Consider the following 12,658-nt stretch of genomic DNA (forward strand, 5'->3'; position numbering starts at 1 on the left):
GGATAGGAGAAAGACCTGTCCGCACGGCGGCGCTGCGGCCGTGGCGAGGCATGGTGTCGCATGGCTGCGGCGGCGCGATTGCGCGGTCCGGATTTGACAGCGCGATCATTTCGCACGGGCGTGTCGTGTCATCGCCCGTTGGCTCGATCTGCATGCAAGAATGTCTGGCGCGGCTGCATCCGAAAATCAGCCGGATCGCGATGTCGACCGCGATGACGCGCGCGTGCGACCACGCTGATTGCGTTATCATCGATCGCGGGGTCATCGATCGCGGGGTCAGCGATCGCCTCGCCGCCGAACGCTACGCGTTGCGGAACGTTCACCGCAGTTGAGCGTTGTACCAATCGGGCTTCGACGAAGGCGTGTTGAGCGCAATCGAAACTGCTCATCAGCAGCTTCTCACTTGCAGCTCAATGCCGATCAGGTGGTGCCGCGTGCAACACGATGGTCATGCTCGGCTCTGCAGCGCTGCGTCAACGCGCGGCGGCTCATCTCAACGATACATCCTCAGCGCGAAATGCATACCCGGCATTCTCCGCGCCGTCCGCCTCGATCGGCGAACGCGCCGCCCGCCGGCTGGCACTTTTTGTGCATCGCAAAGCTCCGTGCGCGGCGGGAAAGGCGATGAAACGTCGCCCGACTGCCGGCAAAACAACGAGAAAACGAAAGCAAGACGAAAGGGTTTCGCGCTGCGGTATTTGCGCCAGATGATGGGCCTGCCTTGGAATCAGCCAAAAGCCGTTCGATTGGCTTGGCAAGCTTGGCGATCCCCACTATTAGGTCGCCGGACCGAAGCCGAGAGGCTATATTCTGATCACGGTCACCGCGGCGGGGCGCGATTGGCGACATTCGCGCGAACAAGGATACGCGGGTTCGAGGAGGTTCTTCGTGCAAGAGACGGGCGTACATAACGGTGCCTTCGGCGCCGACAAATTCGGCTTAAAAAATCTCAAGGGCGTGCATTGGAATTATGGCGCACCTCAGCTTTACGAGCATTCGCTGCGTAACGGCGAAGCGGTGCTGTCGGCCGATGGCGCGCTTTGCGCGGACACCGGTGTGTTCACCGGGCGCAGTCCGAAGGACAAGTTCACGGTCCGCGACGATCTCACCGACAAGAACATGTGGTGGGCCGGCAACCAGTCGATCACCTCGGAGCAGTTCGCCACGCTCCATGCCGACTTCCTCAAGCATGCCGAAGGCATGACGCTGTTCGCGCAGGATCTTTACGGCGGCGCCGATCCGAAGCATCGCGTCAAGACCCGCGTCTTCACCGAGCTTGCCTGGCACTCGCTGTTCATCCGCACGCTGCTCATTCGTCCCGAAACATCTGAGCTCGCGAGCTTCGTGCCCGAACTGACGATCATCGACCTGCCGAGCTTCCGCGCCGATCCGAAGCGCCACGGCTGCAAGTCGGAGAACGTCGTCGCGATCGATTTCGCCCGCAAGATCGTCCTGATCGGCGGCTCGCAATATGCCGGCGAGATGAAGAAGAGCGTGTTCACCACGCTGAACTATTACCTGCCCGAGAAGGGCGTGATGCCGATGCACTGCTCGGCCAATGTCGGCTCCGACGGCGACACCGCGATCTTCTTCGGCCTGTCCGGCACCGGCAAGACCACGCTCTCGGCCGATCCCAAGCGCACGCTGATCGGCGATGACGAGCATGGCTGGAGCGAGGACGGCGTCTTCAATTTCGAAGGCGGCTGCTACGCCAAGTGCATCAAGCTGTCGGGCGAAGCCGAGCCGGAAATCTACGCCGCCAGCAAGCGCTTCGGCGCGGTGCTGGAAAACGTCGTGCTCGGCGCCAATGATCGCGTGCCCGATTTCGACGACGGCTCGAAGACCGAGAACACTCGCTCGGCCTATCCGCTCGATTTCATCCCGAACGCTTCGCGCACCGGCTGCGCGCCGCATCCGAAGAACGTCGTAATGCTCGCGGCCGACGCCTTCGGCGTGATGCCGCCGATCGCCAAGCTGACGCCAGCGCAGGCGATGTATCACTTCCTGTCCGGCTACACCGCGAAGGTCGCAGGCACCGAGCGCGGCCTCGGCAACGAGCCGCAGCCGGAATTCTCCACCTGCTTCGGTTCGCCGTTCCTGCCGCGCGATCCGTCGGTCTACGGCAACATGCTGCGCGAGCTGATCGCCAAGCACAATGTCGATTGCTGGCTGGTCAACACCGGCTGGACCGGCGGCAAGTACGGCACCGGCCGCCGCATGCCGATCAAGGTGACCCGCGCGCTGCTCACCGCGGCGCTGAACGGCTCGCTCCGCAACGCCGACTTCCGCACCGACAAGTATTTCGGCTTCGCGGTGCCGACCTCGCTGCCCGGCGTCGAGCCGCACATCCTCGATCCGATCAAGACCTGGGCCGACAAGGTCGAGTTCGACAAGACCGCGCGGGCGCTGGTCGGCATGTTCCAGAAGAACTTCGCCAAGTTCGAAGCGCAGGTCGACGCCGAAGTCCGCGCCGCCGCGCCGGAAGTGAAGCTGGCGGCGGAGTAAGCCGCGCAAGCGATACGCGATTTGAAAAGGCGGCCACGAGGGCCGCCTTTTTGTTTTGATGTCTGGCGAGCGCGCGCGACTGCTAATTCCGTCACCCTGAGGAGCGCATCGCGCGCGTCTCGAAACGTCGACGGCCACGGCCGGGCCGTGCATCCTTCGAGGCTCGCTCCGCTCGCACCTCAGGATGACGGGACGGGGCGGAGCGCGCACTTTTCGATCCGTCACCCTGAGGAGGCCGCGCAGCGGCCGTCTCGAAGGGTCGACGGCCCGCCTGCGGCCGTCCATCCTTCGAGACGCGCTTCGCGCTCCTCAGGATGACGGGTTAGAGTAGAGCACGCTCCACTACTCCCCCATCTCCGGCAGCACCGCGTTGCTCGGCGTCTGCCGGTCGGTGATCTGCAGGCCGAACAGGCTGCCGATCAATTCGACCGCGACGCGCGCGGTGCGGCCGCGCTCGTCGAGGAAGGGATTGAGCTCGACGATGTCGAGCGAGCGCACCAGCCCGGAATCGTGCAGCAGCTCCATGATGAGATGGGCTTCCCGATAGGTCGCGCCGCCGGGCACCGTGGTGCCGACGCCGGGCGCCACCGCCGGATCGAGGAAGTCGACATCGAACGAGACATGCAGCACGCCGTTCTTCGCCCTGACGCGTTCGATGACGCGGCGCGTGAGCACGGCGACGCCGAACTCGTCGATCTGGCGCATGTCCGCGATCGACACATTACGCTGCCGCAGCAGCTTGCGCTCCAGCGGATCGACCGAGCGCGTGCCGATCAGGTCGAGCTGATCGGGCGGGATCGAGGCGCGCGGCAGTCCGCCGAGCAGATCGTCGAGACCGGGCTCGCCGCACAGGAACGCGGCCGACATGCCGTGCATGTTGCCGGTGATGGTGGTGGCCGGCGTGTTGTAGTCAGCATGCGCGTCGACCCACAACGCAAACAGCGGCCGGCCCTTTTCCTGCCAGTAGCGCGCGACGCCGTTGATCGACCCCATCGACAGCGAGTGATCGCCGCCCATGAAGATCGGGATCGCGCCGGAATGCGCCAGCCAATAGGCGCGCTCGGAGAGCGCGCGGGTCCAGGTCTTCACCTCGTCATAGAACCTGGTGTTGGCCGGCACCGGGCCGTCGGCGACCACGGCGGGGATCGCAAGGTTGCCGTGATCATCGACCTGGAAGTCGAGCTGCTCGAGCAGGCGCGCGATGCCCGCGGTGCGCAGCGCATCCGGTCCCATCAGCGGGCCGGCCTGCGATGCACCGATCTCGATGGGAACGCCAAGCAGGGCGATGCGCGAGGGCTTTGAAGTGTCGGCTTCGGACATGCAGCAGTGCTCCCAAAGGTGTGGAACAGAAGCGACGTGCCAATGTTCCCTCAACCCTTGAAATAGGCAATGCGGTCGTAACAGACCAATGTGGATATTTGGCTACGCCTTGAAATAAGCGATCTGCGTCGTGGTCGCGAGCAGCCGGCCGGACGGCGACCACAATTCGCCGTGCTGGTCGCCGTAGCTCTTGTGGAAGATCTTGGCGTCCGCGGTGGCGAGCACGCGGGTGGTATCCTCCGCATCCAGGTCGGCCGCGTCGGCGTGGAAATAGGTCGTCAGCGACACGGTGCCGAACGGCACCAGCTCGTGCCTTGCGTGGAAGACGCGGCCGAAGAACGCGTCCGACATCGACATCAGCGACAGCGCATCGAGCTTGCGCGGCACACGGTCGGCGATCCAGAGCTTTGAATACGGGCTCGACGGCTGTTTCGCGCCGCCGCCGCCGGCGAACTTCGGCTCGCCCTCGGCGAAACGGAAATCGTACTGGTTGGCCCAGGTCATCTTGAGCTTCGGAAAGGACCGCAGCTCGTCGAACGGCACGGCGCCCGGAAACCCGGCCGGTTGGTGCGACCAGGACGGGCGGCGCTCGGCGAACACGGCGGTTGCCAGCGTCGCGACCTCGCCGCCGCCCTGCGTCATCTCGACCGACCAGTGCTGGCTCGAGCGGTTGGCCTTGACCAGGCGGACATCGAGGTCGAACGCGCCCTCGGCGACCGGCGCGCAGTAGTTGACCGTCAGCGCCAGCGGATCGCCCGCGCGCTGCGGGTGCTGCATCAGCGCGCGCAGGATGGTCGCGGCGGTGCAGCCGCCGAACGGGCCGACGAACGCCCAGTAATCCGGGCTGGTCCGTCCCTGCCAGCGGCTGTCGCCGGCGGTCACGGCGGTTGCTTCATCGAAAAGGTGCGGGGTCTTGGTGAGCATGCAGATCTTTCAATATCGACTGGCGCTTCCGTATCGCCACACGCAATGACGAGCAATGACGTTCGTCATGCAATATCGCGAGCAATTGCGCTGATTTCAATGACGTCGGGCGTAATCGATTTCCGCGTCCCGGGATTATCCCTTCGCCTCGCGCTGGTTGCCGAGCTGCGGCGAGGCGCCCGGATGCACCGGCACGTGCCAGATGTCCTCGGCATATTCGCGGATGGTGCGGTCGGAGGAGAACCAGGCCATACGCGCGACGTTGAGGATCGAGGCGCGGGTCCAGGCCGGCGCCACCATCCAGCGGGCGTCGATGCCGCGCTGCGCGTCGTAGTAGGAATCGAAATCGGCCGAGACCATGTAGTGGTCGAGGTAGCGCAGCGCGTGCCCGATCGAGGCGAAGCGTGCGGGATCGCCGGGCGAGAACTCGCCGCTCTCGATGGCGCGGATCGCGCGCTCCAGCCGTGGCGATTTGCGGATCGCGTCGCTGGCGTCCAATCCCTGCTTGCGGCGGACCATGACGTCGCCGGCCTCGAGGCCGAAGATCGCGATGTTCTCCTCGCCGACATTGTCGCGGATCTCGATATTGGCGCCGTCGAGCGTGCCGATCGTCAGTGCGCCGTTCAGCGCGAGCTTCATGTTGCCGGTGCCGGAGGCCTCCATGCCGGCGGTCGAGATCTGCTCGGAGAGATCGGCGGCCGGAATGATCACCTCGGCGAGGCTGACATTGTAGTCGGCGAGAAAGGCGACCTTCAGCCTGCCGCGGAGCGAAGCGTCGTTGTTGACGACCTCGGCGACGTCGTTGATCAGCTTGATGATCAGCTTGGCGTAGCGGTAGCTCGCCGCCGCCTTGCCGGCGAAGATTTTCACGCGCGGCACCCAGTCGCGCCGCGGATCGTCCTTCATCGCGTGATACAGCGCGATCGTCTCCAGGATGTTGAGCAGCTGCCGCTTGTATTCGTGGATGCGCTTGATCTGCACGTCGAACAGCGCCGAGGGATCGACCTGGATGCCGTTGCGCTCGCGGATCAACCGCGCCAGCGCCAGCTTGTTGTGATGCTTGACGTCGCGGAAGCGCTTCTGGAATTCCAGGTCGCTCGAATGGGTCTCGAGGCGCTCGAGCAGCGAGAAGTCGTCGAGCACGGCCTCGCCGCAGGTTTCGCGCAGCAGCGCGGTCAGCCGCGGGTTGGCCAGCATCAGCCAGCGGCGGAAGGTGATGCCGTTGGTCTTGTTGGTGATGCGTGACGGATAGAGATGATGCAGGTCGTGGAACACGGTCTCCTTCATCAGGTCGGAATGCATCGCGGAGACGCCGTTGATGCGGTGCGAGCCGACGAAGGCGAGCTGGCCCATCCGCACGCGGCGGCCGCTGCGCTCGTCGATCAGCGAGACCGAGGCGCGATATTCGATGTCGCCGGGGAAGCGTTCCTCGGCGAGCGCGAGATGGGCCACATTGATGCGGTAGATGATCTCGAGATGCCGCGGCAGCAGCCGCTCGAACAGTTCGACCGGCCAGGTCTCGAGCGCCTCCGGCAGCAGCGTGTGGTTGGTGTAGGACAGGGTCGCGACCGTGATCTTCCAGGCCTCGTCCCAGCGGAAATTGTGCAGGTCGACCAGGATGCGCATCAACTCGGTGACCGCAAGGCTCGGATGGGTATCGTTGAGCTGCACGGCCGCCTTCTGCGCAAGGTTGCGCAGGCCGCCGTCGGAGGCGAGATGCCGCTTGACGAGATCCTGCAACGAGGCCGAGACGAAGAAATATTCCTGGCGCAGCCGGAGCTCGCGGCCTGCCGCGCTCTCGTCGTTCGGATAGAGGAATTTGCAGATTGCTTCCGCGCGCGCCTGCTCGGCGCTGGCCGAGACGTAGTCGCCGGTGTTGAAGACGTCGAGCTCGAGCGGATCGGGTGCATGCGCCGACCACAGGCGAAGCGCGTTGACGTGCTGGCCGCGCCAGCCGACGATCGGCGTGTCGTAGGCCATGGCCTCGACGGTTTCCGCCGGGTGCCAGGTGGCGCGGTCGCGGCCGCGGTCGTCGACATGCTCGACATTGCCGCCGAAGTGGACGTTGTAGACCACCTCCGGCCGCTGGAATTCCCAGGGGTTGCCGAAGGCGAGCCACTCGTCGGGATATTCCTGCTGCCAGCCATGGTTCATGATCTGGCGGAACAGACCGAAATCGTAGCGGATGCCGTAGCCGGTCGCGGGGATCGCCAGCGTCGCCATGCTCTCCATGAAGCAGGCCGCAAGCCGGCCGAGGCCGCCATTGCCGAGCGCCGCATCCGGCTCGCATTTGCGCAGGTCCGAGAGATCGACGCCGAGGTCGCCGAGCGCCGCCTCGAACAGCGGCAGCAGTCCCATATTGTTCAGCGCGTCGGTGAACAGGCGGCCGATCAGGAACTCGAGCGAGAGATAGTAGACGCGCTTGGCGCCGGCGTCGTAGCTCTGCTTCTCGGCCGTCAGCCAGTGGTGCACGATGCGGTCGCGCAGCGCCAGCGCCGCGGCCTTGTACCAGTCGCGCCTGGTCGCAACGGTGGCGTCCTTGCCGATTGCAAGCCGGAGCTTGGCCAGGATCGCGCTCTTGATCTCGGTCAGCGCCAGCTCGTCGATCGGCTGGTTCAATGCCGGGTAGTTTGTCTGTTCCTGCAACGCGCCCAATCCCTGCCGTTCAAACCGGAACACGACGCGACGACCCGCATCATGTCCTCATCTCATTGGTCGAGCATGGTTCCCCCGGAAATCCCGGTTCCGCGGCCTTCCGATCACGCTCCAGCGCAATGATACCCGCCTTGCATGGCAATCGAAACCGTCAGGGACGATGCCATACACAGCGCTGCCGTGATTTTATGCAAGGACCGGGCCGCTTCGGGAACCTTCCGGACCAGCGGTCATGGGTGCTACGATGGCGCTGCAGAAGCCGGGATTTCGCGAAAATTGACCGGAGGATGCGTGATGAGACTCTTGATCGAGATCGCGGCCGCGGCGTTGCTCGTGGTGTGCATCACGGCGACCAGCGCAGCCGATGCGGCGGGCAAACCGGGCCGCAGCGCCGACGGCCTGAGTTGCGGCTTCAGCGTGGCGCAGAACGCATCGGCCGCCGCGCGCTGTGCCGCCATCAAGCGGCAATGCGGCGGCAAGTTCTTCGCGAATGCCTGCGGCGACAAGCTGCTCTCGGCGATGAATTGAGCAGCCGCGCAACGCGCTTTCACGCTCGATCGGGACACCGTGGTGATACGGATTTCCAAGCCTTAACGGAGCCTTTACAAACACAGCTGTCGCCCGTGGGGCGGGCACGTTTTTCAGCTCCGACGCATTTCATTCCGAAGCCATTTTCAACGGGCCGCTGACCTGGTCAGCGGCCCGAATTGCTTTTGGGGGGCTGTGTGTCAGCTTTCTCATGAGGCGAGGGCAGTCACCGCAATTCGTCGCCCCGGCGAAGGCCGGGGCCCGCAACGCTTCTGCAGCTTCTCACTGCTCTAGATGGGTCAAGATTGGTCGTTCTCGATGAGGTTTATTCCCTCGTCGCTCAGAGCCTCCATGACCGCCTCGACGTCTTCGGGCGTTGTCGTCGTTTGCGGCAGCAGGTCGTTGAATTGGTCGAATGTGATGGCTCCCGTCGAGCGGCCAAGCTCTACTGCCATCCGGATCGCATCTCGTAGTCTCATTCCTCAGCTCTCCAAAATTGGTGCCCCTACCAATTGGCGAAAGTCTCCACGTCTTCGGATCAGGCGCGGAACGAATTAAGAACACTTTAGCAAGTCTTTGATATATCATTGTGATTCGGCGGCTGCGCCGACACAATATCTATGGTCTTTCAGTCTCTGCGAGGACTACATGTCCACCATCGCCTTCGATCAATTCGCCCTGACCCGGATTGCCGATTTCGCGCGGTCGCTGTCGCGGCTGCACCAGGCCTCGCGCCGCCAGCCGATCGACGACGACCAGCTCGATCGCGAGTTCAACGCGGTCTGCATGTCGATCTGGGGCTACACCACGGATGATTTCAGCGACGAACTGTTCTCGGACGAGGATCACGCCTGGCTCGATTCGCTCGATGAAGCGCATGCGCGGATCTTCGCCGGCGAGCAGGGTTATGATCTCGTCGACGACCACGGCATGCTGACGGACTGGTGGGGCTATTGCTGGATGATCCTCGCCGAGAAGCGCGGCATCCTCAATCCGGAGAACCGCGCGGCCGCTCGGGCCGCGATCGAGGAGAAATACATGGCCGCGCCGAACGTGATCGGCGTGATCGTGGCGCGCTGATAGTTGTCGCGATGTCATTCCGGGGCGATGCGAAGCATCGAACCCGGAATCTCGAGATTCCGGGTCTGGTGCTTACGCACCATCCCGGAATGACGGGCTGACGCCCGTCAGTTCACTTCGGCGCGCCTTGCCGGCTTTGCGGCGTTGCCTTTCGGCGCAACAGACGACGGCGGCGACGGCGGCGACGGCGGCGACGGCGCGACATCGCTTCTGGTTTCCGGCAGTGGTGCGTCGCCCGCGATCTCGGCGCTGACGGGGGCGACCTTCATTTCGCCGAGCCGCGCGCGGACCGCCGAAGTCAGTCCGGGATAGGAGGCGACCGGCGTGAAGTCGAACGACTGCTCGTTGCCGACGCGGATGCCGGTGTAGGCGACGAGGCCGTCGGTGGTCGCGATCACGTCGCCGGCGCGCAGCGAGGCATCGAGCGCGAGGTCGACCGGCGCGAGCCCCGCCGGGTCGCGGCCGTTGCAGGTGCAGTCGGCGCGCAACGCCTTGCGATAGGCGAAGGCGTTCTCGCTGTCGGCGTAGCGTTCGCCGGCGGTCGATGCGGCGCTGTCGATATGGCTGCCGTAATAGACCTTGGTCGCGCTCGCCGGACAGAAGGCCTGGCAAAGCTGCGCCGGCGTGGCGTTGCCGCGCATCGTCAGCGGAAAATATTTGCCGTCGCAGCTGCGCACGCAATACGCCGGTCCGGAACCGGCCACGCGCGGCGCCGAGATGGGGGCGGACGGCTGCCGTTCAGCCTGCTGGTTGAGGCCGAACGGGTCGGCGAAGAAATTGGCTTGCGGCGGCGCCTGCCGGCTCTGCTGCTTCTGGGAACCGCCGAAGAAGAAGTCGAACAGCCCTTCGGCCGACACAGGCGCGGGCACCACCAGGATGGAACCCGCAAAGGCCGCGGCGGCAAGCATCACGCGGCGCCGCATGCGCCGATCACTCAACTCTGTACGCAACGCCAACTCCACCCGACGCGCCACGCCGCGGCGACAAGCTGCCCCGGCGGCTTCACCTTAAGGCGTGATGGTAAACGAGCGATTGATTGAGCGTGACTGCGTCACAGGAAAGCGAATCTCGCTTACCTCGCCCCGCTTGCGGGGAGAGGCATAGGCCGCCTTCGGCGGCCGTCCTCAAGAACGCCGAAGCAAGGCTTCGGCTATGTCGCATCGTAAGATGCGATCCGGGTGAGGGGGTCCAGGTCTCTCGACAATTGCAAGCGCGGAGAGAGGCCCCGGTAAGAACGGGGCGAGGGAGAAGAGAGACCGTCAGTCCTTCAGGAACTCGCCCGCCTTGTACAGCGCGCGGAATTGGAGCCCGGCTTCGGCGAACGTCTCGGTGGCGCCTTCCTCGCGGTCGACCATGGTGAAGACCAGGGCGATCTCGCCGCCGGCCTCGCGCACGGCTTCCACCGCCTTCAGCGCCGAGCCGCCCGTCGTGGTGACGTCCTCGACGATGACGATGCGCTTGCCCGCAAGGCTCTCGCCCTTCGCCAGCCCTTCGACGGACAGCTTCGCGCCGTGCTCCTTCGGCTTCTTGCGCACGAAGAACGCCGCGATCGGGTGGCCCTTCAGCCAGGACAGTTGCGCGATGGCGCCGGCGAGCGGCACCGCGCCCATCTCGAGCCCGCCGACGAAATCAAGCTTGTCGTCCTTCAGCGCTTCATAGGTGAGCTCGGCGAGCAGCGCCGCGCCCTCGGGATCGAGCATCGTCGGCTTCAGGTTGAAATAGAAGTCGCTCTTGCGGCCCGACGCCAGCGTGATCTCGCCGCGGCCGAACGAGCGCTTGCGGATGATCTCGGCGAGGCGGGCGCGGGAGGCTGATTTGGACAAAGACTTTTTCCCTTGAGGGTTTGAGGCGGGCGGCAATCTATCCACGCTTACCGGCACATTCCAGCGTGGAAATCGGGCCGTCAACAGTGCCCAAGCCGCGATTTCCGCGGGCGTGCTTTCCGCAAAGCGCGGTTGTGCGGCCGTTCCGTTCCCCGTAAGCAGGCGCCAAACACTCGGCCGAACACTTGCCCAAACACTTGCACGGGAAACGGAAATGACCATCGAGCTGCACACCTGGAACACCCCCAACGGCCGCAAGATCTCGGTGGCGCTGGAGGAAATGGGGCTGCCCTACCAGGTGATCCCGGTGAACATCAGCAAGGGCGAGCAGATGGCGCCCGCCTTCCTCGCGATCAGTCCGAACAACAAGATCCCCGCGATCGTCGATCCGGATGGGCCGGGCGGCAAGCCGGTCAGCATTTTCGAGTCCGGCGCGATCCTGCTCTATCTCGGCGAGAAGACCGGCAAGTTCCTGCCGAAGCCGCTCTCCGAGCGAATCCCGGTCTATGAGTGGCTGATGTGGCAGATGGGCGGCTTCGGCCCGATGCCGGGCCAGGTGCACCATTTCATCGCGCTGGAGAACGAGCAGGACCGCGCCTACGGCCTGAAGCGCTACATGGGCGAGACGCGGCGGCTCTACGGCGTGCTCGACCGCCGGCTTCAGGGGCGCGAATTCGTCGCCGGCGATCTCTCGGTCGCCGATTTCGCCATCCTCGGCTGGGCCTGGCGCCATCCGCGCCACAAGGTCGAGCTATCAGACTTCCCCAACGTCAAGCGCTGGTACGAGACGCTGATGGCTCGCCCGGCGACGAAGCGGGGCATGGAGGCGAAGCTGGATTGATCTTCTCCCTCGCCCCGCCCTTGCGGGGAGAGGGGTGGGGTGAGGGGCTATCTCCCCGATAACGGTGGGAATTGAATTTGCGGATGCGCCCCTCACCCGGCGCTACGCGCCGACCTCTCCCCGCAAGAGCGGGGCGAGGTGAAGAAAGCTAGGCCCGCCGCGCCTCGAGCGCCATCTTCATCGCCAGCCCTGCGAGCACCGTGCCCATCAGCCAGCGCTGCACCAGGAGCCAGGTCGGGCGAGTGCCGAGAAACACCGCGATCGAGCCGGCGGCGAGCGCGATCATCGCGTTGACGCTGACGCTGATCACGATCTGGATCGAGCCGAGCGCGAGTGACTGCGTCAGCACGCTGCCGCCGGCGGGATCGATGAACTGCGGCAGCAGCGCCAGATAAAGCATCGCGATCTTCGGGTTCAGCAGATTGGTGACGAAGCCCATCGCGAACAGCTTGCGCGGGCCGTCGACCTTCAGCGCCTTGACCTGGAACGGCGAGCGGCCGCCGGGCTTCAATGCCTGCCACGCCAGCCAGAGCAGATAGCCCGAGCCGGCAAAGCGCAGCGCGTCATCGGCGTAGGGAATCGCAAACAGCAATGCGGTGATGCCGAATGCCGCGCACAGCATGTAGAACACGAAGCCGAGCGCCACGCCGCCGAGCGAGACGATGCCCGCCGCGGGCCCCTGCGTGATCGAGCGCGAGATCAGGTAGATCATGTTCGGCCCCGGCGTCAGCACCATGCCAAGGCAGATGAGCGCAAAGCCGAGCAAAGCGGATGTGTGGGGCATGACGGGTCTCGCGAGGGATGCGCACGCTTCTAGCGTGCCGTCCGCCGCGCGGCCATCGCGGAATTGCTCTCGGAGCAATGTGGCGGGGCGGTGGTGCGCTCCCTCGCCCCGCTCTCTTGTCCGCCGAAGCCCGCCTTCGGGCGAAGGCGGATGCGGGGTCGAGACGAGCGAAGCTCGCTCTGAGAGGGTTGGGGGTGA

12 protein-coding genes are annotated in these 12,658 nt (G+C 64.9%); 5 read left to right on the plus strand and 7 right to left on the minus strand.

The annotated features are described in order from the left end of the window. The first annotated feature begins 50 nt into the window (after nt 1-50). Both J2R78_RS20025 and J2R78_RS20030 read left to right on the plus strand, forming a co-directional pair. Complete coding sequence (locus J2R78_RS20025; RefSeq protein ID WP_253606364.1) at nt 51-332, plus strand: hypothetical protein; 282 nt, start codon at nt 51-53, stop codon at nt 330-332. A 556-nt stretch (nt 333-888) separates the two neighbouring features. Continuing rightward, a complete protein-coding gene (locus J2R78_RS20030; protein WP_253606366.1) occupies nt 889-2,505 on the plus strand; it encodes a phosphoenolpyruvate carboxykinase in 1,617 nt (538 codons plus the stop codon). A 342-nt stretch (nt 2,506-2,847) separates the two neighbouring features. Here the strand turns inward: J2R78_RS20030 and rocF are convergent, their stop codons facing one another. The 3 genes from rocF to J2R78_RS20045 form a co-directional block, all read right to left on the minus strand. After that, a complete protein-coding gene (gene rocF, locus J2R78_RS20035) occupies nt 2,848-3,825 on the minus strand; it encodes an arginase (protein WP_076831116.1) in 978 nt (325 codons plus the stop codon). A 102-nt stretch (nt 3,826-3,927) separates the two neighbouring features. Continuing rightward, complete coding sequence (locus tag J2R78_RS20040) at nt 3,928-4,749, minus strand: acyl-CoA thioesterase II (RefSeq protein WP_253606368.1); 822 nt, start codon at nt 4,747-4,749, stop codon at nt 3,928-3,930. Between the two features lie 135 nt (nt 4,750-4,884). Then, nucleotides 4,885-7,404, minus strand: coding sequence for a glycogen/starch/alpha-glucan phosphorylase (locus tag J2R78_RS20045; protein ID WP_375167128.1), 2,520 nt, complete (start codon nt 7,402-7,404; stop codon nt 4,885-4,887). Between the two features lie 294 nt (nt 7,405-7,698). Between J2R78_RS20045 and J2R78_RS20050 the strand changes: the two genes are divergently transcribed. Next, on the plus strand, nt 7,699-7,932 hold the full coding sequence (locus J2R78_RS20050) for a hypothetical protein (protein WP_253606371.1): 234 nt from the start codon (nt 7,699-7,701) through the stop codon (nt 7,930-7,932). Between the two features lie 299 nt (nt 7,933-8,231). On the opposite strand, the gene J2R78_RS20055 is transcribed toward J2R78_RS20050, so the two are convergent. Further along, nucleotides 8,232-8,387, minus strand: coding sequence for an RNA polymerase sigma factor region1.1 domain-containing protein (locus J2R78_RS20055; RefSeq protein WP_253606372.1), 156 nt, complete (start codon nt 8,385-8,387; stop codon nt 8,232-8,234). Between the two features lie 193 nt (nt 8,388-8,580). On the opposite strand from J2R78_RS20055, the gene J2R78_RS20060 reads away from it, so the two are divergent. Next, a complete protein-coding gene (locus J2R78_RS20060) occupies nt 8,581-9,012 on the plus strand; it encodes a hypothetical protein (RefSeq protein WP_016843277.1) in 432 nt (143 codons plus the stop codon). Nucleotides 9,013-9,119: 107 nt separating this feature from the next. Here the strand turns inward: J2R78_RS20060 and J2R78_RS20065 are convergent, their stop codons facing one another. Together J2R78_RS20065 and pyrE are read right to left on the minus strand one after the other, a co-directional pair. Further along, on the minus strand, nt 9,120-9,935 hold the full coding sequence (locus J2R78_RS20065; protein WP_253609868.1) for a DUF2865 domain-containing protein: 816 nt from the start codon (nt 9,933-9,935) through the stop codon (nt 9,120-9,122). 336 nt (nt 9,936-10,271) lie between these two features. Continuing rightward, a complete protein-coding gene (gene pyrE, locus J2R78_RS20070) occupies nt 10,272-10,835 on the minus strand; it encodes an orotate phosphoribosyltransferase (protein WP_057019495.1) in 564 nt (187 codons plus the stop codon). Between the two features lie 214 nt (nt 10,836-11,049). On the opposite strand from pyrE, the gene J2R78_RS20075 reads away from it, so the two are divergent. Then, nucleotides 11,050-11,676 carry a glutathione S-transferase family protein gene (locus J2R78_RS20075; protein WP_253606373.1) on the plus strand — a complete coding sequence of 209 codons (627 nt, stop codon included), beginning with the start codon at nt 11,050-11,052 and terminating at the stop codon, nt 11,674-11,676. Between the two features lie 148 nt (nt 11,677-11,824). On the opposite strand, the gene J2R78_RS20080 is transcribed toward J2R78_RS20075, so the two are convergent. Next, nucleotides 11,825-12,460 carry a LysE family translocator gene (locus J2R78_RS20080; RefSeq protein WP_253606374.1) on the minus strand — a complete coding sequence of 212 codons (636 nt, stop codon included), beginning with the start codon at nt 12,458-12,460 and terminating at the stop codon, nt 11,825-11,827. Nucleotides 12,461-12,658: the final 198 nt, after the last annotated feature.

Origin of the sequence: Bradyrhizobium sp. USDA 4538 (assembly GCF_024171045.1) — a bacterium.
Classification (GTDB): Bacteria; Pseudomonadota; Alphaproteobacteria; order Rhizobiales; family Xanthobacteraceae; genus Bradyrhizobium; species Bradyrhizobium australafricanum.

Bases quoted from the DNA above. Each gene is read 5' to 3' on its own strand.
- J2R78_RS20025 (WP_253606364.1), top strand. From the start codon at position 51: ATGGTGTCGCATGGCTGCGGCGGCGCGATTGCGCGGTCCGGATTTGAC.
- rocF (WP_076831116.1), bottom strand. From the start codon at position 3,825: ATGTCCGAAGCCGACACTTCAAAGCCCTCGCGCATCGCCCTGCTTGGC.
- J2R78_RS20040 (WP_253606368.1), bottom strand. From the start codon at position 4,749: ATGCTCACCAAGACCCCGCACCTTTTCGATGAAGCAACCGCCGTGACC.
- J2R78_RS20050 (WP_253606371.1), top strand. From the start codon at position 7,699: ATGAGACTCTTGATCGAGATCGCGGCCGCGGCGTTGCTCGTGGTGTGC.
- J2R78_RS20055 (WP_253606372.1), bottom strand. From the start codon at position 8,387: ATGGCAGTAGAGCTTGGCCGCTCGACGGGAGCCATCACATTCGACCAA.
- J2R78_RS20060 (WP_016843277.1), top strand. From the start codon at position 8,581: ATGTCCACCATCGCCTTCGATCAATTCGCCCTGACCCGGATTGCCGAT.
- J2R78_RS20065 (WP_253609868.1), bottom strand. From the start codon at position 9,935: ATGCGGCGCCGCGTGATGCTTGCCGCCGCGGCCTTTGCGGGTTCCATC.
- J2R78_RS20075 (WP_253606373.1), top strand. From the start codon at position 11,050: ATGACCATCGAGCTGCACACCTGGAACACCCCCAACGGCCGCAAGATC.
- J2R78_RS20080 (WP_253606374.1), bottom strand. From the start codon at position 12,460: ATGCCCCACACATCCGCTTTGCTCGGCTTTGCGCTCATCTGCCTTGGC.